Raw genomic sequence first — 21,057 nt, 5'->3', positions numbered from 1 at the left:
CCTGGGCCTGCCGCACCGCTCGGATGCCGGATCAGCGGGGCGCGCCATCCACCGGTGTGGGCGTCGGGTCAGTCAATGCCGCCACCGCATGCTGGGCGCTGAGAAAGACGCGCTGCAGCAGCGGATCGAGCAGCCCGCTCTGCACCAGGCGGGCGCGCAATCCCATCTTCAGTTCGGCCAGGTGGAGCCGGACGCCGCGTTGCCGCAGTGCCTCATCCAACTGCGCAAGCCCCTCGGCCGCGCTGAAATCGATGCTGGCCACGCCGGAGAGGATCAGCACCACATCGTGTGTTGCGGGCTGGGTGGCCAACAGCCCGGCCACACGCGCGGCAAGCGCACGGGTGTTGCCGAAATACAGGCTGTCGTCGACCCGCAGCAGCAGCAATCCAGGCCAGGTTTCGGTCTCGAAGCGGTCGATGTTGCGGAAATGCTCGGTGCCCGGCAGACGGCCGACGATCACCACCTGCGCCTGGCTGGTGCGGTGGATGAACAGTGCCAGTGAAAGCAGCACCCCGCTGGCGATACCGGGCAGTGCGCCCAGGCCCAGCGTGAGCAGCAAGGTCACGATCAGTGCGGCTGTGTCGCGCCGGTCGTACTGCCAGGTTGCCCGCAGCAACGACCAGTCCACGAGCTTGAGTGCGGCGACGATGATGGTGGCGGCCAGCGCAGCCCGCGGCAGCTCGGCAAGCCAGGGGCCGGCCCAGCGCGCAGCCAGCGCGATCCACAGCGCGGTGAAGGCCCCAGCGAGCGGAGTGCGCGCCCCGGCGCTGGCATTGACGGCGGTGCGCGACAGGCTGCCGCTCACCGGCATGCCGCCCGCCGCACCGGCGGCCACGTTGGCGGCACCCAGCGCCAGCAGTTCCTGGTCCGGGTCGATCTGTTCGCCGCGTGCCAGCGCCATGCTGTGTGCCACTGTGATGCTCTGCAGAAAGCCGACCAGGCCGATCAGCAGTGCCGGCAGCCACAATGCTGCAAGATCCGCGGCGCGTACCGGCGGCAGGCTGAGTGCGAAGGTGACAGGCGGCAGCGCGCCGATCCGGGCATAGCGGCCGTCGGCCCAGGCGGCCACGACACTCAACGCTGCCAGCACGGCGAGCGGGGCGAGGCGGCCTGCCCACAGCGCCGGCTGCGGCGGGCAGCCCAGTGCGCGCAGCAGGCGCGGCAGTCCCTCGGCTGCCAGGGTCACGGACAGCAGCGCGCCGAGCCCGAAGGCCAGCGCTGCAGGGTCGGCATGGGCCAGCCCGCGCACCAGTGCCGTGGTCAACCCGGGAACCAGCTCACCGTCGAGCGGGATCTGCAGCAACGGGCCAAGCTGACCAAACGCGATCAGCAGCGCGGTGCCGCTGGTGAACCCGCTGACCACCGGCCGTGACAGGAAGTATGCGATCCGGCCCAGTCCCAGCAGCCCACAGCCGGCCAGCATCAGGCCGGACAGGACGGCCAGCAATGCCGCTGACGCCAGTGGATCGCGCCCGGCGGCCACCAGCGGTGCCAGCGCGCTGGCGGTCATCAAAGCGCCCAGCGCCGCCGGCCCGACCGATTGCGTCATGCCGCTGCCGAACACGGCGTAGGCCAGCAGCGGCAGCGTGCTGGCATACAGTCCCGCCTGCGGCGGCAGTCCGGCCAGCAGCGCGTAGGCGATGCTCTGCGGGATCAGCAGCAACGCCACGATCGTGCTGGCAGCCAAGTCGGCCGCCAACGTGCGGCGGCGATAGGCCGGCAGCCAGGCGAGGATGGGCAGCCAACGCGCTGCCATGTGCGGCTCAGCCACGCCGTCGTTCCAGCCAGGCATACAGCGCAAAGCCGGTCAGCATCGCCAGCACGAATGGCCAGGCCTGCATCGGCGCCAGCACTGCGATGACCAAGGCCGGTCCGGGGCAGATGCCGGCCAGGCCCCAACCGGTCCCGAAGGCGGCGCTGCCCAGCAGTATGCGTCGGTCGATCCGCCCAGCACCGGGCAGATGCAGTGGTTCGCCGGTAAACAAGGTGCGCTTGCGCCGGTTTGCCAGGGAGAAGCCCAGCAGGCCGACCGCCACGGCTCCGGCCATCACCAGCGCAAGGCTGGGATCCCAGGCCCCGGCCAGGTCGAGAAAACCGAGCACCTTGGCCGGATCGGCCATGCCGGAGACGATCAAGCCCAGGCCGAACAGCAGGCCACTGGCAAAGGCGGTCAGTCGCGGTGCAATGAGACTCATGGTTGCGATCCCTCAGACAACGACATGGCGCACAAGATAGACAGTGATGAAGCCTGCGGCCATGAAGACCAGCGTGGCGACAAGCGAACGTAGCGAGCGGCGGGACAGCCCGCATACGCCGTGGCCGCTGGTGCAGCCGTTGGCATAGTGGGTGCCAAGACCCACCAGCAAGCCGGCCACGATCTGGATGGGAACGCTGGCGTCCAGGCGCAGCACCGGCATGCCGGCCAGGGCCAGCCAAGCCAGCGGCGCCGTCAGCAGGCCGGCGATGAAGGCCAGCCGCCAACCGCGCTCGCTGCCGGAGAGCACGCCGGCCACGATGCCGCTGATGCCGGCGATACGGCCGATGCCCATGATCAGCAGGCTGGCCGCCAGGCCGATCAGCACGCCGCCGGCCACGGCCGGCCCGGGGGAGAATTCAAGCCAATTCAACGTCACGGTCCACTCCTTCGTCACTGCAATACAGGTGATACAGCAAGCTCAGCACCGCCTGGGCCTGCGCGCTGGCAAGGCTGTAGTAGACATGCTTGCCCTCACGCCGGGTGTCGACCAGGCCCTCGTTGCGCAGCACGCCCAGCTGCTGCGACAGCGTGGGCTGCCTGATCCCGGTCAACTGCTCCAGCTCCGATACGCATCGTTCCTGTTCGACCATCTGACACAGCAGCAGCAGGCGGTCGGCATTGGCCAGGGGCTTGAGCAGGGCGCTGGCCCGCTCGGCCGCGTCGCGCATGGCCTCGATCTGCATAAATCATCCCTTTTTATTTGAATAAATATAATATAAAAATATATAATGTTTGTAAATGCGAAGCGACCAGGGGAAAGACCATGCAAGCACAAGTCCAACCGTTCTTCGATCCGGATACGTCCACCGTCAGCTACGTGGTGTACGACCGCCCCGGCGGCCATGCCGCCATCATCGATCCTGTGCTGGACCTGGACTACGCGTCCGGCAGCATCGGTACCGCCAGTGCTCAGGTGCTGATCGACTTCGTCACGGCGCAGCAGTTGTCATTGCAATGGATACTGGAGACCCACGCCCACGCCGATCATCTCTCTGCGGCAGTCTGGCTCAGGCAGCAGCTGGGCGGGCGCATCGCGGTCGGCGAACGCATCGTGGCCGTGCAGCAGCGCTTTGGCGAACTCTTCAACCTGGGTGAGGGATTTGCCGCTGACGGCCGCCAGTTCGACCATCTGCTGATGCCGGGCGAACGGTTCCGGATCGGCACACTGTCGGCGCTGGCGCTCTTCGTGCCTGGCCATACGCCCGCGGACATGGCTTATCTGGTGGAGGACGCGGTGTTCGTCGGCGATACCCTGTTCATGCCGGATGTCGGCACCGCGCGTTGCGATTTTCCCGGCGGCAGCGCGTCGGCATTGTGGCATTCGGTGCAGGACGTGCTCTACGCCCTGCCGGAACAGACCCGGGTCTTTGTCTGCCATGACTACCTGCCGCAGGGGCGGACCTTCCCGCGCTGGGAAAGCACGATAGGCGAGCAGAAGCGGAAGAACATCCATCTGCGGGCCGATACCGGCGAAGCCGAGTTCGTCGCCCGCCGCGAAGCGCGCGATGCCAATCTCGCGCTGCCCAGGTTGATCCTGCCGGCGTTACAGGTGAATATTCGCGCCGGCATGTTGCCTTGCGCCGAAGCCAACGGCAGGCAATATCTCAAGATCCCGTTGAACGCCTTCTGAAGGACCCGCGCATGATCATCCAATGCCCGCACTGCCATACCGGCAACCGCCTTGAGGCCGCCCGCCTGGCTGAAGGGCCGAACTGCGGCGCCTGTCATCAGGCGTTGATCCACGGCGTGCCGTTTGCCGGCACTGCAGACAATCTGGGCGAGCTGATCAAGGCGTCCCGCGTGCCGGTCGTCGTCGATTTCTGGGCGCCTTGGTGCGGCCCGTGCGTCTCGTTCGCGCCGGCCTTCGCAGCCGCGGCGCAGGCGTTCGCCGGCAAGGCGCTGTTCGTCAAGGTCGATACCGAGGCGCAGCCGGCGTTGGGGACGCAGTTCCAGGTGCGCAGCATTCCGACCATCGCGGTCTTTGACAACGGCCAGGAACTGGAGCGGACCAGCGGGGCGCTGCCACCGGGCCAGTTCAAGGCCTGGCTGATGCAGTTCTTCTGAGCGGCATGCCCATGGGGCGCTATACGCGCCACCTGTGGCAGGCGCTGGGGCTGGCTGCGGTCGGGCTGGGCCTGGTCGGACTGGTGCTGCCGTTGCTGCCGACCACGCCGTTCCTGCTGCTGGCACTGGCCTGCTTTGCGCGCTCGTCGCCCCGGTTGGCGCGCCGGTTGCTGCGGCATCCACGGCTGGGGCCGGCACTGCGCCTATGGCACAAGGAACGCGCATTGCCGCTGCAGACCAGGCGCTGGGCGATCGGGCTGATGAGTGCGAGCTTCGCCATGTCGGCCTGGCTGCTGCGCGAGCATGGCTGGCTGCCTGCCGTGCTGCTGCTCTGTTGGCTGGTGCTGCTCGTGATACTGCTGCGCCTGCCGGTGAAGCGCGATGGGCAGCCCGGCCGGCCAAAGGCGCCGTGATGCCGCTTTCCCGGCCGGGTGCCTCCCGCTGCCAGGCGGTGCGGCAACACGATCAGGTGCCGGTGCGACTGCAAGGCGTACCTCCAGCGGCTAAGCTCAACCAGACACGGTATGCCCCTGCCGTATGCGTGCCCCTGCCGCTGCAGGGACATGGCGCGGCACGGCATCCGTAACCCGCGAACGGAGACAGCCCATGCCGGACAAGCTGCAGGTGTTGCGCGTCGAGCCCCGCCCCGGGCAACCCCCCCATCTGGCCTTCAAGCAACGTCTGTATGCCGCCATCGCCGCTGGCTACTGGCGGCCGGACGAGGCGTTGCCGGATGTGGCGGCGCTTGCCCGGATCACCTTGCTGACGCCGGAGCAGGTGGAGCGCGCGCTGGCGCTGCTGGTTGCCGAGGGACAGCTGCGACGCGATGGCGGCGCCTGCCATATCACGCCCAAGATCGACCAGCCGCTCGACAAGCTGACCAACCTGAGTCTGATGATCAAGGCACGCGGTTTCCTGCCCGGCTCGCGCTGGCTGGGACAGCGCCATGCCGTGCCTGACGACGAGGAGCTGGCGAGCCTGGCGTTGCGGGCGGACGAGCAGGTGGTGCGGCTGGAGCGGCTGCGGCTTGCGGACGAGGTGGTGATGGGGATGGAGGTCTCATCGCTGCCCGCCACGCTGGTGCCCGATCCGGCGCAGATCGGCGAGTCGCTGTATGCCTTTTTCGAAGCGCGCGGCATCGTGGTGACCAATGCGATCCAGCGGATCGAGGCGCTGGTGTGCGATGCCCGGTTGGCGCAGCTTTGCGGCTGCCCGGAAGGCAGTCCGGTGCTGCATCTGATCCGGATCAGCTACGGTGCGGAAGGGCAGCCCATCGAACTGACCCATTCATACTTCCGCAGCGACTACTACCGCTTCGTGGTCGAGCTCAAGGGCACGGGCTGACGCGCCGCCGCCGGCCGTGGCGGCACCGGCTCAATCACCACCCAGCAGGACCGAACCGTCCGGCCCCCAGCGTACCTGCGCCAGTTCCGGGTGTTCGGCTTCCAGCTCGCGCAGCGCCTGCTGCTGCCGGTTGGTCGTGTCGCGCAGCGCGCGCACTTCGTCGGCGAGCCGCTGGTTTTCCAGTTGCAGCGACCGGAAGCGCAGCGCGCCGGCCACGGTGGAGCGCAGCTCGAAATCCTGCCAGGGCTTGGAGAGAAAACGGTAGATCTCCACCTCGTTGATCGCCCGGGCCAGCGCCTGCATGTCGGCTTGGCCGGACAGGATGATGCGCAGGCAATCCGGCTGCAGATAGCGAAAGTCGGTCAGGAAGGCGACGCCGTCCATGTGCGGCATCCGGTAGTCCGAGATCACGAGGTCGAACGCCTGGCTTTCGCTGGCGTGCAGCGCCGCCTTGGGGTCGGTGAAGGTGGTGATGGCATAGCCGGGCGCGCTGCCGTCGAACTCGTCGCGCGTCAGCAGCGAGCGCCGCAGCGCCGTCAGGATGTGGGCCTCGTCGTCGACCAGCAGGATGCGCGTCATGGTTCACCTCGCCTGGATGTAGAGCTTGAGCCGGGTACCGTCGGTGGCCTCGAAATGCCGGATCTGCTCGATCAGCCGTGCATCGAGCATGTAGTCGCGCGCCAGCAGCAGCACACCCGCGGCGATCAGGTCGCGCGTCAACACCATGCCGGGCTGCAGATCCTTGCTGCGCACTTCCACTTCGCCGCCCGCCGTGCCTTCATCGGGCCGGCCCACCACGGCGAGAAAGGCGGCGACGACATCAGGGTCATAGCGCTTGCCGCGGCCGCTTTCGATGTTCTTGATCGCTTCGTGGCGTTCCATGGGCTTGCCGGTCAATGCGCCCGCCAGCAGTGATTCGAAATCGTTGGCAATGGCAAGGATGCGTCCACCCAGCGGGATCTGCATGCCGGCGAGCCGGTCGGGAAACCCCAGGCCATCGAAGCGCTCGTGCTGGCTGCGGATCAGCCTTGCCGCGGTGTGCAGCTGCTCCAGCGCCATCAGCGCCGCCTGGGCCTTGGCCGGGTGCTTGCCGTAGGTGTTGCGCTCTTCCAGCGTCATCTGCACATAGGGCTTGGCCAGCAGCGCATCCGGCAGGCCGATCTTGCCGATGCCGTGCAGCAGGCTTGCCACGGTGATGTCCTGGATATCGCTTTCGCCAAGCTCAAGCTGCTGCGCGATCTGGCGCGCCAGGTCCGCCACCTTGCGTGCGTGGCCCGCCAGCTTGCCCTCGCGCATCTCGATCAGGTTGGAGAACACCCGGATCGAGGTGATGAAGCTTTTCTTCAGCTTGTCGTGTGCCTCGTTGAGCTGGCCCATGGTCTGCTGCAGCTCCGCAGTACGCTCGCGTACCTTGTCTTCCAGCGAGGCGTTCAGCGCCTTGAGCTCGGCATTCTGCCGTTCCACCAGCCGGTGCAGCCGGGCCTGTTCGCGCTGCAGGCGCTTGACTGCCAGCGCCTCGTCGACGATGCGCAGCATCTCGTCGTCGTCCCATGGCTTGGATATGTAGCGGCTGATGCGTGCGCGGTTGATCGCCTCGATGGTGGAGTGGATGTCGGCGTACCCGGTCAGCAGGATGCGCTCCACCTCCGGCCAGCGCTGCAGTGCCTGCGCAAGGAACTCGGCGCCGTTCATGCCGGGCATGCGCATGTCCGAGATGATGAGATCGACCCGCTGCTGCTCCAGCAGCGCCAGTCCGGCTGGCCCGCTCTCGGCGGTCAGCACCTGGTATCTGCTGCGGAACAGCCGGCGCAGCGCCGAGAGGATGTTGCTCTCGTCATCCACGCACAGCACCGTCAGTGCGGGCTCCTCCTGGCCGGATGACTGCAGCAGCGTGTCCAGATCCAGTTCCATATGTCGGCACTCCTTCGCGGCTTTGCACGCCGGGCGCTCAGGTGAGGGGGGCCGGCTGCCTCACCGGCAGCCAGATGTCGAACGTGGTGCCCTCGTTGGGCCGGCTGTGCACCTCGATCCGGCCGTGATGCTTTTGCACGATGCCGTACGAGAGCGACAACCCTAGCCCTGTCCCCTGACCGATGGGTTTGGTGGTGAAGAAAGGATCGAAGATGCGGTTCAGGTTGGCCTGGGGAATGCCGCAGCCGTTGTCGCTGAAGCTGACGCAGACCTCGTCGCCCACGTGCCGGGTACGGATGCCGATGCGCCCGTTGGCCTCGATCGCGTGCCCGGCGTTGACCAGCAGGTTGAGGAACACCTGGTTGAGCTGCGAGATCATGCATTCCACCAGCGGCAGCTCGCCGTAGTCCTTGACCACCTCGGCCTTGTACTTGATCTCGTTGTGCACGATGTTGAGCGTGCTGTCGAGGCCGGCATGCAGGTCGACCGCCGCCCAGTCCTGCGTCGCGTCCACCCGCGAAAAATCCTTCAGATCCTGCACGATGCGCTTCACCCGGGTGATGCCTTCCTTGCATTCGCCCAGCAGCGAATCGATGTCCTCGCGCATGAAATCGAAGTCGATCTGGGTCCGTGCCTTGGCCAGCTCGGCCTGCTGTTCATGCTGCCCGCCACGGGCGAGCGCTTCGGCATAGCGGTCCACCAGTGTGAGCAGATCGTTGACGTAATTGCCGAGTGAGCCAAGGTTGGAGCTGACGTAGCCGATCGGATTGTTGATCTCGTGCGCGATGCCGGCCGCCAACTGGCCGATCGAGGCCAGCTTTTCCGATTGCAGCAACTGGTGCTGCACGCTTTGCAGCTGCGCATTGAGCGCCACCAGCTCGGCGTTGCGTTTTTCCAGCGCCACCGCGTTCTGCTGTGCGTCGGTGATGTCCTGCTGGATGATGATGATGCCGCGTTCCTCGCCGTTCCACGCGCTGGCAGTGAACGAAAAGGCCCGCAGCCCGCTGCGCGCCGGCTCCTGGTACTGGAATTCATAGCTGGACAGACTGCCGGCGAGGATCTCGGCCAGCCGGTCCGCCAGCAGATGGTAGATGGGGTTGGCAAGGCTGCGGCAATACTCGATGAAGTTGTCGCCCGGAATGGCCGCATGCAGCGTGCCGTCTTCGGCCTCGGTTTCGGCGAACTGGTCCCACGGCAGGTTGGTCTGCAGCAGCAGCCCCTTGCCGGACAGCAGCAGGATCTCGGCGGTGATCGAGGCAAGCATGCTCTGCACCAACGCATGCTGGTGCCGCAGATCGGCCTCGACCTGCTCGCGTACATCCACGTCCATTTCCAGCACTTCGTTCACGCGGCGCAATTCCTCGGTGCGCCGTCGCACTTCGGCCTCCAGCGTCTCCTCGCGCTGCTTGATGGCGGTGATGTCGGTGCTGATCTCGAAATAGCGGCGCGCCGCATCGCCCGGGCCGCCCATCGGGACCAGCAGCGACTGCAACCAGAAGTCCTGGCCGTTGTTGCGCTTGCCGTGGATTTCGAAACGTTCGACATTGACCAGCTGCAATGCATCGAGCACCGGCCCGAGCCCGCCCTCGGGCACAAAACCCAGCGCCGCGCGCGGTGTGCCCAGAAGCTGCTCCTGCGTGTAGCCGCTCAGCGCGCACAGCGGTTCGCTCACGTAAAGGTAGTTGCCTTCGCTGCTGGTGATCGAGACCAGCGCATGCTGGTGCAGTGCCTGCCGCTGCACCTCCATTTCCTGGACCAGGGTCTCGATCTGGCGCGCCAATGTGTGCTGCTGCGTGATATCCACCGCCAGCGTGGTCAATCCGTCGAACTCGCCGTTGCGGTCATAGTGCGGCACGCGATACAGCAGCAGCGTCTGCTCACGCGCGTCGCGCGCCGTAAGGCGTACTTCCTCGCGGGTGGGGCCGCGCAGCTGCGCCCGCAGGTCACCGATCTCCAGCGCTTCGGCGCTGGGGGCGGGCAGCAGGTCGCGGTCGAGCCGGCCCATGCATTCGGCGGGCGGACAGTCCAGGAAATCGGCCCAGGCGGCATTGACCCAGACGTAGTGCAGGCTCGCCTCCTTGAACCAGGCCGCAAGCGGCAGCGTGGCCAGCGCCTGTTCGGCCCAGCTCGCGTTCATGCGGAGGTTGCTCCAGTGAAGAGGAGCAGCGAGTGCTGCTGGTCCTCGCATTGGAAGGGCATGCGCCAGTAGTGGCCCCAAGGCGACGCCTCGCCGATGTCGTCCTGCGGCCAGGCGGGGTCCCCGGATCGTTGCAGCCATCGCGTTGCCGCTGGATTGGCGGCCACCAGATGCTGGGCCGCGTCCAGTTCGATCACCGGCAGCGGCAGCGCCTCCCAGCGAGCCCGGTAGTGCGTCAGTTCCTCGGTCACCTGCACCATGGCCGAATCGAAGCGGTCGGTCATCAGCTCGTTCAACCGCATCATTTCCTCGCCCGAGCGCTGCAGCGCGGCGGTGAGCTTGCGATTGGTCTCCTCAAGCTCGAACAGCTTGAACGCTTCGGCGATCTGGATGCGCAGCTGCTCGTCGTCCCAGGGCTTGAACAGGAATTTCCATGCCGCGCCGCGGTTGATGGCGTCGGCCAGCGACTGCACCTCGCTGAAGCCGGACAGCATGATGCGCACCGTGGCAGGCTTGAGCTGGCGTGCCTGCTCCAGGAACTCCGAACCGGTCATGTGCGGCATGCGCTGGTCCGAGATGATGACGCTGATCGGCTGTTCGGCCAGGATCGCCAACCCTTCCTGCCCGCCGCCTGCCGTATGGATCTGGTAGCCGTCGCGGCGCAAGGCACGGCGCAAGGCGGCCAGCACATTCGCTTCGTCGTCGACCAGGAGCAGATGACGTTCCATGGCTGGTCCACCTACTTGTAAGTAGATAACCCCAGGTTAGTACGGAATCGGGTGGTTGGCCGATGGCTTGTCAGTTTTGTGCCGCCATCAGGCAGGCTGCTCCGGCACGGTGGCAGCGCTGGTCGATGTGGGCACTGCAGCACATGGTGGAGGGGCAGTGCGGTGGGGCAGGGGCCGCCGCATGACCGGACCCTGTGCAATGGGGTTCAGGGCGCAGCTGTCGAGGCCGATACGGCGTGGGATGAAAGCAGGGAGGCGGGCAGGGCAGGCTCTGCCCCGCCGCGCAGCAGGGTGAAACAACCGCTTAGAAGGTACCGGCGTGCATGCGGGCGTACGGACTGGTCTCCAGCCACTTGCGTACCCGGTTGGCGTCGCCGATCCGGGTGTACTTGCCATTGGAGTCGAGCAGCACCATCACGATGGGCGAGCCGTTGATGGTGGCCTGCATCACCAGGCAGCGGCCGGCCTCGTTGGTGTAGCCGGTCTTCGAAAGGCCGATGGTCCAGTCGCCTTCGCGGACCAGTGGGTTGGTGTTGCGGAACTGCAGTTCCCGGCCACTGATGTTGGAGACGAATGCGTATTCGCTGGCGGTCGAGAAATGCTGGATTTCCGGATAGTGCCGCGCCGCCTTCACCATGCGTGCGAGTTCGCGCGGGGTCGAGACATTCGCGGGGCTCAGGCCCGTGGCATCGAAGAAGCGGGACTGACCCATGCCCAGCTCGCGCGCCTTCTCGTTCATGCGCTTCAGAAACGCCGGCTGACCACCCGGGTAGTGGCGCGACAGCGCCGAAGCGGCACGGTTTTCGGAGGACATCAGTGCCAGCAGCAGCATTTCGGCACGTGTCAGCGCGGTGCCGACGTTGAGGCGCGAGCTGGTGTTCTTCAGCAGATCCACATCCTCGGGGCCGATGGTGAGGATCTCGTTCATCGGCAGGCCGGCATCGAGCACGACCATCGCCGTCATCAATTTGGTGATCGAGGCGATCGGCGCCACGTCGTCCGCGCTCTTTTCGTAGACCACTTCGCCCGAACGCTCGTTGAGCACCAGCACGCCGGCCGATTGGACACCCGGGTGCTCGGTGATCGTCGGCGCCATGGCGCGTGCCACCTTGACCCCGGTACGTGCCCGCGCCGTCGCTTCGCGGCTTAGGCTCGAATGCGGCCTGACATTCTTTTTCGACGGGCGTTGCTTGCTGCCCGCTGACTCCTTGCCGTGCTGCGGCGCGGCCGACACCGGCGCCACGAACGAGGCGGCCAGCAGGGCCAGCGCCAACGCATTGATCCAATTACGCATTTCACTTCTCCCGCGCGTGCAACCCCAGGCGGATGGGTTTATCAGTTGGTGCTGATTCTAAGCAACGATTCGGAAAATGTCATGTTGAATCAACGAGAACCAATTACTTTTGCATCCTTTTTCTTTTTTGATTTCGCCTGTCTTGCATCAAAACTAGCTTTTTTGTATGCTGCGTCGCACAAATTAAGGGCTATTCCCAATTGCGTCCCGTCTTTTGCGTGTTATGCAGTAGTAAGCCGGATCGACATTGGTCTACGATCGATTGTCCCACGTTGCATGGAGTTGATAACTGTGTTTAACCCCCCCTCTTTCGATGCATTGCTGCAGCAATTGAACGAAGCCCAGCGCCAATGGTGGCAGCAGTGGGCCCAGGCGGGCGTGGCATCGGGTGGCGCCACTGCGCCGGTCAGTGGCGGCGCTGCATGGCCGGCATGGCCGGGGACGGATCCGGAATGGCTCAGCCGCCAGACCGACTTCTATCGCGCCCAGCTCGATCTATGGCTGGGGCTCGTGGGCGCCAAGGCGCCGGCCAGGCTGATCGAGCCGGAGAAAGGGGACCGGCGCTTCAATGCGCCCGAATGGGAAGAGCCGCTGTTTTCGTTCATCAAGCAGAACTATCTGCTGACGGCCAAATGGCTGATGGATTCGGTCTCCGCCGCGGCAAGCGATGAGGCCACCCGCGAAAAGCTTGCCTTCTTCACCCGCCAGTATATCGATGCGATCAGCCCGGCCAACTTTGCACTGACCAATCCCGAAGTGCTCAAACTTGCTGCCGAGACCAACGGCGAGAGCCTGGCCGATGGCATGAAGAAGCTGTTGGCCGATGTGCAGAAAGGCTCGATCACGATGACCGACGAGCGCGAGTTCGAGGTTGGGCGCAATCTTGCGGTGACGCCGGGCACGGTGGTGTTCGAGAACGAGCTCTTCCAACTGCTGCAATACACCCCGAGCACCGGGCAGGTGTTCGAGACACCGCTGTTGATCGTGCCGCCCTGCGTGAACAAGTACTACATCATGGATCTGCAGCCGGAAAACTCGATGGTGCGCTGGATCGTCGAGCAGGGCTACACCACCTTCCTCGTTTCCTGGCGCTCGATCCCGCCTGAGCTTGGCAAGCTCAAGTGGGACGACTACGTCGCCGACGGGGTGATCCAGGCGGCTGAGGTCGTGCGCGAGATCATCCGGCGCGACAAGATGAACGTATTGTCGTTCTGCATCGGCGGCGAACTGCTCGCCACGGCGATTCCAGTCATGCAGGCACGCGGGCTCGACTGGTTCGAATCGCTGACGCTGATGACGGTGATGCTCGACCATACCGACCCGGGTGATATCAAGCATTTCATCGACTGGAACGTGGTCCGCACCCGCGAGCCGATGTTGGAGAGCGGCGGTGTGATCTCCGGCAAGGAGCTGGCGCGCACATTCTCGGCATTGCGCGCCAATGACCTGATCTGGAACTACGTGGTCAACAATTATCTGAAGGGCCAGACGCCGCCGCCGTTCGACCTGCTGTACTGGAACAACGATTCGGCGAATCTGGCGTTGCCGATGCACACCTTCTTCCTCGAGAACATGTATCTGAACAACAACCTGGTCAAACCGGGCAGCTTCAGCCTGTGTGGTGTCCCGATCGATCTGACGCGGATCGACCTGCCAAGCTACGTGTTCGCAGCCCGCGAGGACCATATCGTGCCGTGGCGCTCCGCCTACGGCACCACCCGGCTGTTCCGTGGACCGTTGCGCTTCGTGCTGGGTGCCTCGGGCCATATCGCCGGCACCATCAATCCGGTCAGCGCCAACAAGCGCAACTACTGGGTCAACGACGCGCTGCCCGAAGCGCCGGAGCAATGGTTCGAAGCGGCGCAGTCGCGGCCGGGCAGCTGGTGGCAGGATTGGCACGACTGGCTGGCGCCGCGCTCGGGCAAGCTGGTGGCCGCGCCCAAGAAGCCGGGCAGCAAGCAGCACGCCCCGATCGAACCGGCGCCCGGGCGCTACGTGAAGGCACGTCTCGACTGAACAAGCCACCGACCCTGCGCGCATCCGGTCTCAGGGCCGGTCGCGGCCGTCGCGTGGCCGGTCCGGAGCGTGGAACTGCATCGACGGCGCACTGACAGGCGGTGCAGCAAGCCGGCCGCGCCGCGCGTCTCAACCTGCGCAGGTACGGGATATCCAGACCCGACTCAACTTTAGCTACACGGAGAACAGCAATGACGGATGTGGTCATCGTCGCCGCACAACGTACGGCAATCGGCAATTTCGGCGGAGCGCTGGCCAAGCTCGCCGCGCCCGAACTGGGGGCGCTCGTCATCAAGGCGCTGCTGGACAAGACCGGCGTCGCGGGCGAGACCGTCAGCGAGGTCATCCTGGGCAATGTGCTCACTGCCGGATTGGGCCAGAACCCGGCCCGGCAGGCGTTGCGCCGCGCCGGCCTGCCCGATGCGATCCCCGCCCTCACCATCAACCAGGTCTGCGGCTCGGGTTTGAAGGCAGTGGCGCTCGGCGTCCAGTCCATCCTCACGGGCGAGAATGAAATCGTGATTGCCGGCGGCCAGGAGAACATGAGCGCCGCGCCGCATCTGTTGCCCGGCTCGCGCGACGGTTTCCGCATGGGCAACACCCAGCTGATCGACAGCATGGTCTACGACGGGCTGACCGACGTCTACCACCACTACCATATGGGCGTGACCGCCGAGAATATCGCCAGGAAATACGGCATCAGCCGGACCGAGCAGGATGAACTGGCGCTCGCTTCGCAGCAGAAGGCGGCCGCGGCGCAGGCAGCCGGGCGTTTCGACGCCGAGATCGTGCCGGTCAGCATTGCGCAGAAAAAAGGCGATCCGCTGCGGTTCGCCGCGGACGAATTCATCAAGACCAATGCGTCGCTGGAGGGCCTGGCCAAGCTGCGCGCCGCGTTCGACAAGGAAGGCACGGTGACGGCCGGCAATGCGTCGGGTATCAACGACGGTGCCGCCGCTGTGTTGTTGATGAGTGCGGACAAGGCGCGTGCCCTGGAGCTCACCCCGCTGGCGGTCATCCGGGCCGCCGCCTCGGCCGGGGTCGATCCTGCGTTGATGGGAATGGGGCCGGTACCCGCGACCCAACGGGTGCTGGCACGTACCGGCTGGTCGCTCGACAGCATCGATCTGATCGAGGCCAACGAGGCGTTCGCCGCGCAGGCGTTGGGCGTGGCGCGTGAACTGCAGTGGGATTGGAACAAGGTCAACGTCAATGGCGGTGCCATTGCGCTGGGCCATCCGATCGGTGCCTCGGGCGCGCGCGTGCTGGTGACGCTGTTGCATGAGATGCAGCGGCGCGAAGCCCGGCGCGGGTTGGCCACCCTGTGCATCGGTGGTGGGATGGGCGTAGCGCTGGCCGTCGAACGGCCGCATTGAGCGCAGGTGCATGGGGCCGGCCACCCGCACCGGTCCTGTCCGCGTATCGCGTTGGAGCAGGTGGCTGTTGGCAAGGCCGCTGGAGGATTCGATGTTTCCGCTTATTGATGCCCAGTCACTCGAACGGCGCCTGGCCGATCTCGTGATCGTCGATTGCCGGCACGACCTGGCGCAACCCCAGGCCGGCCTGGATGCCTACCGCGCCGGTCATATTCCCGGCGCTGTATTCGCCCACCTCGACCAGACCCTTTCGGGCGCTTGCAACGGCGCCAATGGGCGCCATCCGTTGCCGGAACCGGAGGCGCTTGCCGCCTGGCTGGGTACCAATGGCATAGGCAACGATACCGATGTGGTCGCCTACGATGCCAGCGGCGGGGTGTTTGCTGCGCGGCTGTGGTGGTTGCTGCGTTGGCTGGGGCATCGCCGTGTCCAGGTGCTCGACGGCGGTCTTGCTGCCTGGCAGGGCTGTGGCTTTCCGCTCAGCACAGCGGTCGTGCACAAGCCGGCATTGCGCTTCGTGCCGCAATCCCAGCCGCAGCTGCGCGTCAATGTCGCCGACGTGCTTGCCAACCTGACCGAGCCACGCTTTGTGCTGATCGATGCCCGCAGCCCGGAGCGTTTCGCGGGCCTGGGTGAAACGCTCGATCCGGTAGCCGGCCACATTCCCGGCGCACTCAATGCCTTTTACCAGAACAATCTGGCAGCCGACGGGCGTTTCAAGACCCCGGCGGCGCTGCGCGAGCAGTGGCAGGCACTGCTGCAGGGGCAGGGTGCTGACGCCGCAGTGCATCAGTGCGGCTCGGGTGTCACCGCCTGCCACAATCTGCTGGCACTGGAAGCGGCTGGCCTGTCCGGCGGGCGGCTCTACCCGGGTTCGTGGAGCGAATGGTGCGCCGATGAGACACGGCCCATGGTCAGGCGTTGAGCCGGGCCATGAAAAAGCCCCGTTCCAGCTGGAACGGGGCCCTGCGGTCGGCGTTGCAGCAACGCCTTGCCGCGCTTACTTGCTTTGCTTGCGGCGGCGTGCGATCAGCGCGGCCAGACCCAGACCCATCAGGGCGTAGGTCTCGGGTTCCGGAACCGGCGTCGTCAGCGAGTAGCTGAAGGTGCCGCTGTAGTCCTTGCCCCAGCCCAGGAGGCCCAGCGCGTAGTTGTGGCCGCCGGTGATGCTCAGATCGGCGAACGAGTAGTCGAAGCCGACCTTCTTGCCGCCTTCGTAGATGAAGCCTTCCGAGCTGAAGTTCTTGAGGGCCACGACCTTCTTGGTGGTCTCGTCGATCAGACCGAAGGTCAGGCTGGACAGCGGGCCGTCGGTGGTACGGGTGAACGACAGGTTCAGGATTGCGTTGTTGGCGGTCACCGAGGAGGTGAAGCTATCGCCGAACAGCAGCAGGCTGTCGTCATTGAAGGTCTTGTCGCCGGAAGCGATGACATTGGCGTTGGCCGCACCGGCCAGCAAGGTGCCAACGGCCAGGGCGATCAGGCTGCGAGAAAAGCGCATCGTGTTGCACTCCTTGTAGAAATGAAAAGATTATTCAATTTGATTTAAATCAGCAGAAAGTTTTTCCGCGCAATGATCGTATCGAGCACCCGGTCTTGACGGCAAATACCACTGGCGTAAAAGTGATCAAAGCTGTCATACGGCTGATGTAATATCGGGATCTGGCGACAAACGGTCGATATACCAGCCAGGGTTGCCAGTTTACCTGATTGACATTGGAATATTTGATGCGTCTGTCGTGTGTCAGCGTCATGCTTGCGGCGGTGTTTGTCAGCGCCGCAGCAGCGCTTCCCAGGTTTTTTCCAGGCGCTTGAGCGAAATCGGGTAGGGGGTACGCAGTTCCTGGGCGAACAGGCTGACGCGTAGTTCCTCGATCATCCAGCGAACTGGCAGGATCGGTGTGGTATCCCGTCCTTCACGCCGCCACTTTTCCAGTTCCTGCTCCCAGCGCTCCCACCACCGGGCGACATCGGCCGCGCGTTGCGCATCCCGGGCCGGATTCTGTGTGCGCTTTTCCAGCCGCACCCGCATGGCCTTCAGGTATACCGGCAGCCGTGGCAGCTGTTCCCACGGTGTTGCTGTCAGAAAACCATTGAACACCAGCCGCGAAAGCTGGGCTTTCAGCTCGGCACTGAGCGGCCCGGGCTTGCCCAGCTGGGCAGCGAGCGGCGTGTACTGCGCCACCACCTCAGTCAGGCTGGAGATGACAGCGTCGCGCACGCTGGGCAGCCGTACCTTGGCGCGGGCCTTCTGCTCCTCGAATTCCTTCCTGCTGCGAGGTGCTTCGTCCTCGCCCAGGAACGCGCGGTTGCAGATCGCGCTCACGATGTCGTCCAGCAACTGGTCGGCATTGCCCAGTGCGCGCAGCTGGATCGCCAGTTGCTGGAAGTCGGGAATCGATTTCTCCAGCTGCCTGACGTGCTGCGCGAGTTCCAGCCGCAGCAGGTGGACCACGCCCAGCCGATGCTGCTCGCGTGCTGCATGGGCGGTGTCGAACAACCTGATGGCGCAGGCCTCGCCGTCGGGCGCCAGCGCCGGATAGCCGGTGAGCTTGCGCCCCTGCCGCTTGATGGTGAGCTGCTCCGGCAGGTCGCCCAGATCCCATTTGGTGAGGCCGCTGCGCTCGATGCCGGCGTCTTCGGCCTCATCGCGGAACGTCAGCTGCGCGGCCTCGCCCAGCTGGGCGCGGATGCCGACCAGATCGCGGCCGCCGGCCAGTTCCTGGCCACCATCGTCGACCACGCGGAAATTCATCTGCAGGTGCACCGGCAATGTCGAAAGATCGAACGCATCGGCATCGACCGGCATGCCGATGCCGCGCGTGACGGCTTGAGCCAGTTGCGGCAGCAGTGGCGCCGTGCGGTCGGCACGGTCCAGCTCGGTGAGCATGCGGGTGGCAAAATCCGGCACCGGCACACACATGCGGCGTATTGCCTTGGGCAGCGACTTGATCAGCATGGTGATCTTCTCGCGCAGCATGCCCGGTACCAGCCAATCGAACACCGCATGGTTGACGCGGTTGAGCTGGTGCAGCGGCAGGGTCAGGGTCACGCCGTCCAGCGGGTGGCCGGGCTCGAAGCGGTAGCTGAGCGGCAAGCTGCTCTCCGCCAGACGGAAGTGCGTAGGAAACTGTGCCTCGGTGACGCCGCTCGCCGAGTGGCTCATCACGAACTCGCGGGTCAGCCACAGCAGCTTGGGGTGCTGGGCCTCCGCCTGCTTGCGCCACGTTTCGAAGCCGGTACCGTTGTGCACCTCGGGCGGGATCAGCGCATCGAAAAAGCCGAACAGGGCGTCTTCATCGACCAGCACATCCTGCCGCCGGGCTTTGTGTTCCAGCTCCTCGATATCCAGCAACAGATCCAGGTTGTGATCGAAGAAGGGCGCGTTGGTCTTGTAGTTGAAACGCACCAGTGCCTCGCGGATGAAGATCTCGCGCGCCTCGGCCGGGTTGATGCGGCCATAGTGCACACGCCGCCGATTGACGATGGGCAGGCCGTACAGCGTGACCCGTTCGCTGGCGACGACCTGGGCCGCGTCCTTTTCCCAGTGTGGATCGAAGTACTGCTTCTTCACCAGGTGCTGCGCCAGCCGCTCCACACATTCGGGCTCCACCGCTGCGACCACACGGCCGTACAGCTTGGTGGTCTCGACCAGCTCGCCGGCGACGATCCACTTGGGTCGGCTTTTCTTCAGGCACGAACCGGGGAAGATGTTGAACTTGATGCCGCGTGCACCAAGGTACTCATCGCTTTCCGGCTGCTTCATCCCCAGGTTGCCCAGCAAGCCGGTCATCAGCGCCCGGTGCACCTGTTCATAGGTGCCCGGCCGCTCGTCCAGCCGCCAACCCAGGTCGGCGACGATCTCCTGCAGTTGCCGATGCAGGTCGCGCCACTCGCGTAGCCGCAGGTGCGAGAGGAAATGGGTGTGGCAGAGCGTGACCAGCTGCTTGTTCGAGGTCTTTTCAGCAAGCGCGGCTTCGAAGAAGGTCCACAGATGCAGATAGGAGAGGAAATCCGATTTGTCGTCGGTAAAGCGCGCATGAGCCCGGTCGGCGGCTTCGCGTGCCTGGAACGGCCGTTCGCGCGGGTCCTGCACCGACAGGCCGGCGGCGATGACCAGGATCTGCGCCAGGCAGCCGTGCTCGTGTCCTGCCAGCAGCATGCGCGCCAGCCGAGGATCGATGGGCAGGCGCGAGAGCTGTTCGCCGACCGATGTGAGGTGGTCGTCCTCGTCCACCGCGCCCAGTTCGCGCAACTGCTGGTAGCCGTCCGCAATCAGCTTGCCCGACGGCGCTTCGAGGAACGGGAATTCGTCGACCCGCCCCAGCTTGAGCGCCGCCATGCGCAGGATGACCGCGGCCAGACTGGAGCGGACGATCTCCGGATCGGTGAAAGCAGGTCGGCCGAGGAAGTCCTGCTCCGAGTACAAGCGTACACATACGCCGGCAGCCACCCGGCCGCAGCGGCCGGCACGCTGACGTGCGCTTGCCTGGCTGATCTTCTCGACCAGCAACTGTTCGACCTTGGCGCGCGGGCTGTAGCGGTTGATCCGTGCCTGCCCGGAATCGATCACATAGCGGATGCCCGGCACGGTCAGTGAGGTCTCGGCCACATTGGTGGCGAGCACCACGCGACGCCCGCCCGCACTGGGGCGGAAGATGCGCTGCTGGTCTTCGGCGGACAGCCTGGCGAACAGCGGAATCACTTCGGCGTCGCGCAGCCTGGCTTTGCGGAATTCCTCGGCGGTATCGCGGATCTCACGCTCGCCCGGCAGGAACACCAGCACGTCGCCCGAGCCATCGCGCCGCCACAGATGTTCCACCTCGCGGACGATGGCTTCTTCCATCTCCAGCTCGGCGTCGTCCTCGTCGCGACTGGCAAGCTCGGCGTAGCGGATTTCCACCGGAAAGGTGCGGCCGGAGACTTCCAGCACCGGTGCGCCGTCGAAATGCCGGCTGAAACGGTCGGCATCGATGGTGGCCGAGGTGACAATCACTTTCAGGTCGGGACGGCGCGGCAGCAGTTGCTTGAGATAGCCGAGCAGGAAATCGATGTTGAGGCTGCGCTCATGCGCTTCATCGATGATCAGCGTGTCGTACTGGGCCAGATCGCGGTCGGACAGCGTTTCGGCGAGCAGGATGCCGTCCGTCATCAGCTTGACGTAGCTGTCGGCCGAGGATTTGTCGGTGAAGCGCACCTTGTAGCCGACCACACGGCCCAGTTCGCTGTTCAATTCCTGCGCGATGCGCGCGGCAACCGAACGCGCGGCCAGCCGTCTGGGTTGGGTGTGGCCGATCAGGCCGGTCGCGCCCCGCCCCAACGCCAGGCAGATCTTGGGCAGTTGCGTGGTCTTGCCCGAACCGGTTTCGCCGGACACGATGACAACCTGATGCTGGCGGATGGCGGCGGCGATCTCTTCACGGCGCTGGTTGACCGGCAGCGTCTCGTCAAAGTCCGGGCGCGGCAGGCGCTCGCGGCGCGTGGTGGTGCGGGCGGCTGCTTCGGCAAGCTCGGCCTGCAGTTCGGCAAGCGCCCGGTCGACCGGTTGACGCTGTGCGAGCCGGCGTTCGATCCGGTCCAGCTTGCGCTGCAAGGTACCGCGCTGGCGCGCAGGCACCTGATCGAGCAGCGACAGCAAAGGGGCGAGGGAAGGGGGGGCGGACATGCGGCGGCAACAGGCAGAGCGCGGCGATCAAGGGCGCCGATTCTAGCACGGCGATGCAGTCGACCCGCAGCGGCAGGCGGTTGCCTGCGTTGTCAGGCAACCGATGGCGAAGGCATGGGGTCGGGCGGCTCCGATCCGGCTGCGGTGGTCCGGCCTGTGCCTGGCCCGGATGGCGGGCGCGGCCAAGCTATCCCAGCTGGTGTCGGTTGTCGTACGCCCGGTATTAGCTACGATCGACGCAAGCCCGATCCGGCACCGTCCAGGC

Annotated in this window: 17 protein-coding genes and 1 pseudogene; 7 read left to right on the top strand and 11 right to left on the bottom strand. The window is 65.5% G+C overall.

The genetic code is table 11. The features are described from left to right. Window positions 1-31: 31 nt before the first annotated feature. From N8I74_RS14070 to N8I74_RS14055, 4 genes are read right to left on the bottom strand one after another with little or no spacing between them, the layout of a single operon-like run. Window positions 32-1,771 carry a SulP family inorganic anion transporter gene (locus N8I74_RS14070; RefSeq protein ID WP_263123735.1) on the bottom strand — a complete coding sequence of 580 codons (1,740 nt, stop codon included), beginning with the start codon at window positions 1,769-1,771 and terminating at the stop codon, window positions 32-34. Continuing rightward, a complete protein-coding gene (locus tag N8I74_RS14065) occupies window positions 1,764-2,195 on the bottom strand; it encodes a YeeE/YedE family protein (RefSeq protein ID WP_263123734.1) in 432 nt (143 codons plus the stop codon). Before N8I74_RS14065 ends, N8I74_RS14070 begins: the two co-directional genes overlap by 8 nt. A gap of 12 nt (window positions 2,196-2,207) precedes the next feature. Next, window positions 2,208-2,633: a YeeE/YedE family protein gene (locus N8I74_RS14060; RefSeq protein WP_263123733.1), complete on the bottom strand. Its 426-nt coding sequence runs from the start codon at window positions 2,631-2,633 to the stop codon at window positions 2,208-2,210. Next, window positions 2,614-2,940, bottom strand: coding sequence for an ArsR/SmtB family transcription factor (locus N8I74_RS14055; RefSeq protein ID WP_263123732.1), 327 nt, complete (start codon window positions 2,938-2,940; stop codon window positions 2,614-2,616). Before N8I74_RS14055 ends, N8I74_RS14060 begins: the two co-directional genes overlap by 20 nt. A gap of 80 nt (window positions 2,941-3,020) precedes the next feature. Between N8I74_RS14055 and N8I74_RS14050 the strand changes: the two genes are divergently transcribed. The 4 genes from N8I74_RS14050 (at window position 3,021) to N8I74_RS14035 (ending at window position 5,665) form a co-directional block, all read left to right on the top strand. Then, window positions 3,021-3,887: an MBL fold metallo-hydrolase gene (locus N8I74_RS14050; protein WP_263123731.1), complete on the top strand. Its 867-nt coding sequence runs from the start codon at window positions 3,021-3,023 to the stop codon at window positions 3,885-3,887. An 11-nt stretch (window positions 3,888-3,898) separates the two neighbouring features. Then, on the top strand, window positions 3,899-4,321 hold the full coding sequence (trxC, locus tag N8I74_RS14045; RefSeq protein ID WP_263123730.1) for a thioredoxin TrxC: 423 nt from the start codon (window positions 3,899-3,901) through the stop codon (window positions 4,319-4,321). Window positions 4,322-4,332: 11 nt separating this feature from the next. Continuing rightward, window positions 4,333-4,734, top strand: coding sequence for a YbaN family protein (locus N8I74_RS14040; protein ID WP_263123729.1), 402 nt, complete (start codon window positions 4,333-4,335; stop codon window positions 4,732-4,734). A 193-nt stretch (window positions 4,735-4,927) separates the two neighbouring features. Beyond that, window positions 4,928-5,665, top strand: coding sequence for a GntR family transcriptional regulator (locus N8I74_RS14035; RefSeq protein WP_263123728.1), 738 nt, complete (start codon window positions 4,928-4,930; stop codon window positions 5,663-5,665). Between the two features lie 30 nt (window positions 5,666-5,695). Here N8I74_RS14035 and N8I74_RS14030 read toward each other — a convergent pair whose 3' ends face one another. From N8I74_RS14030 to pbpG, 5 genes are all read right to left on the bottom strand, one after another. Beyond that, window positions 5,696-6,244: a response regulator gene (locus N8I74_RS14030; protein WP_263123727.1), complete on the bottom strand. Its 549-nt coding sequence runs from the start codon at window positions 6,242-6,244 to the stop codon at window positions 5,696-5,698. Window positions 6,245-6,247: 3 nt separating this feature from the next. Next, window positions 6,248-7,576, bottom strand: a complete 1,329-nt coding sequence (locus N8I74_RS14025; RefSeq protein WP_263123726.1) for an HD domain-containing phosphohydrolase — start codon at window positions 7,574-7,576, stop codon at window positions 6,248-6,250. 37 nt (window positions 7,577-7,613) lie between these two features. Next, window positions 7,614-9,713: an ATP-binding protein gene (locus N8I74_RS14020; RefSeq protein ID WP_263123725.1), complete on the bottom strand. Its 2,100-nt coding sequence runs from the start codon at window positions 9,711-9,713 to the stop codon at window positions 7,614-7,616. Then, window positions 9,710-10,441, bottom strand: coding sequence for a response regulator (locus tag N8I74_RS14015; protein ID WP_263123724.1), 732 nt, complete (start codon window positions 10,439-10,441; stop codon window positions 9,710-9,712). Before N8I74_RS14015 ends, N8I74_RS14020 begins: the two co-directional genes overlap by 4 nt. Before the next feature lie 304 nt (window positions 10,442-10,745). After that, entirely contained in the window at window positions 10,746-11,735 is a 990-nt protein-coding gene (gene pbpG / locus N8I74_RS14010) for a D-alanyl-D-alanine endopeptidase (RefSeq protein ID WP_263123723.1), read from the bottom strand. Between the two features lie 291 nt (window positions 11,736-12,026). On the opposite strand from pbpG, the gene N8I74_RS14005 reads away from it, so the two are divergent. From N8I74_RS14005 to N8I74_RS13995, 3 genes are all read left to right on the top strand, one after another. After that, complete coding sequence (locus N8I74_RS14005; RefSeq protein ID WP_263123722.1) at window positions 12,027-13,751, top strand: PHA/PHB synthase family protein; 1,725 nt, start codon at window positions 12,027-12,029, stop codon at window positions 13,749-13,751. A 191-nt stretch (window positions 13,752-13,942) separates the two neighbouring features. Then, window positions 13,943-15,127 (top strand): acetyl-CoA C-acetyltransferase, encoded by a 1,185-nt coding sequence (locus N8I74_RS14000; protein WP_263123721.1) that lies wholly within the window; start codon window positions 13,943-13,945, stop codon window positions 15,125-15,127. 91 nt (window positions 15,128-15,218) lie between these two features. After that, a complete protein-coding gene (locus N8I74_RS13995; RefSeq protein ID WP_263123720.1) occupies window positions 15,219-16,052 on the top strand; it encodes a sulfurtransferase in 834 nt (277 codons plus the stop codon). A gap of 75 nt (window positions 16,053-16,127) precedes the next feature. Here N8I74_RS13995 and N8I74_RS19485 read toward each other — a convergent pair. After that, window positions 16,128-16,211 (bottom strand): annotated as a pseudogene (locus tag N8I74_RS19485) (PEP-CTERM sorting domain-containing protein); the annotation flags it as partial. 687 nt (window positions 16,212-16,898) lie between these two features. Beyond that, window positions 16,899-20,792 carry an ATP-dependent RNA helicase HrpA gene (gene hrpA / locus N8I74_RS13985; protein WP_263123718.1) on the bottom strand — a complete coding sequence of 1,298 codons (3,894 nt, stop codon included), beginning with the start codon at window positions 20,790-20,792 and terminating at the stop codon, window positions 16,899-16,901. Window positions 20,793-21,057: the final 265 nt, after the last annotated feature.

It is taken from the genome of Chitiniphilus purpureus, assembly GCF_025642115.1.
GTDB classification, from domain to species: domain Bacteria; phylum Pseudomonadota; class Gammaproteobacteria; order Burkholderiales; family Chitinibacteraceae; genus Chitiniphilus; species Chitiniphilus purpureus.
This window is presented reverse-complemented; position numbering and strand designations above follow the sequence as displayed.

Bases quoted from the DNA above. Each gene is read 5' to 3' on its own strand.
- pbpG (WP_263123723.1), bottom strand. From the start codon at position 11,735: ATGCGTAATTGGATCAATGCGTTGGCGCTGGCCCTGCTGGCCGCCTCG.
- N8I74_RS14000 (WP_263123721.1), top strand. From the start codon at position 13,943: ATGACGGATGTGGTCATCGTCGCCGCACAACGTACGGCAATCGGCAAT.
- N8I74_RS14035 (WP_263123728.1), top strand. From the start codon at position 4,928: ATGCCGGACAAGCTGCAGGTGTTGCGCGTCGAGCCCCGCCCCGGGCAA.
- N8I74_RS14025 (WP_263123726.1), bottom strand. From the start codon at position 7,576: ATGGAACTGGATCTGGACACGCTGCTGCAGTCATCCGGCCAGGAGGAG.
- N8I74_RS14055 (WP_263123732.1), bottom strand. From the start codon at position 2,940: ATGCAGATCGAGGCCATGCGCGACGCGGCCGAGCGGGCCAGCGCCCTG.
- hrpA (WP_263123718.1), bottom strand. From the start codon at position 20,792: ATGTCCGCCCCCCCTTCCCTCGCCCCTTTGCTGTCGCTGCTCGATCAG.
- N8I74_RS14050 (WP_263123731.1), top strand. From the start codon at position 3,021: ATGCAAGCACAAGTCCAACCGTTCTTCGATCCGGATACGTCCACCGTC.
- N8I74_RS14020 (WP_263123725.1), bottom strand. From the start codon at position 9,713: ATGAACGCGAGCTGGGCCGAACAGGCGCTGGCCACGCTGCCGCTTGCG.
- trxC (WP_263123730.1), top strand. From the start codon at position 3,899: ATGATCATCCAATGCCCGCACTGCCATACCGGCAACCGCCTTGAGGCC.
- N8I74_RS14065 (WP_263123734.1), bottom strand. From the start codon at position 2,195: ATGAGTCTCATTGCACCGCGACTGACCGCCTTTGCCAGTGGCCTGCTG.
- N8I74_RS14030 (WP_263123727.1), bottom strand. From the start codon at position 6,244: ATGACGCGCATCCTGCTGGTCGACGACGAGGCCCACATCCTGACGGCG.
- N8I74_RS13995 (WP_263123720.1), top strand. From the start codon at position 15,219: ATGTTTCCGCTTATTGATGCCCAGTCACTCGAACGGCGCCTGGCCGAT.
- N8I74_RS14040 (WP_263123729.1), top strand. From the start codon at position 4,333: ATGGGGCGCTATACGCGCCACCTGTGGCAGGCGCTGGGGCTGGCTGCG.
- N8I74_RS14015 (WP_263123724.1), bottom strand. From the start codon at position 10,441: ATGGAACGTCATCTGCTCCTGGTCGACGACGAAGCGAATGTGCTGGCC.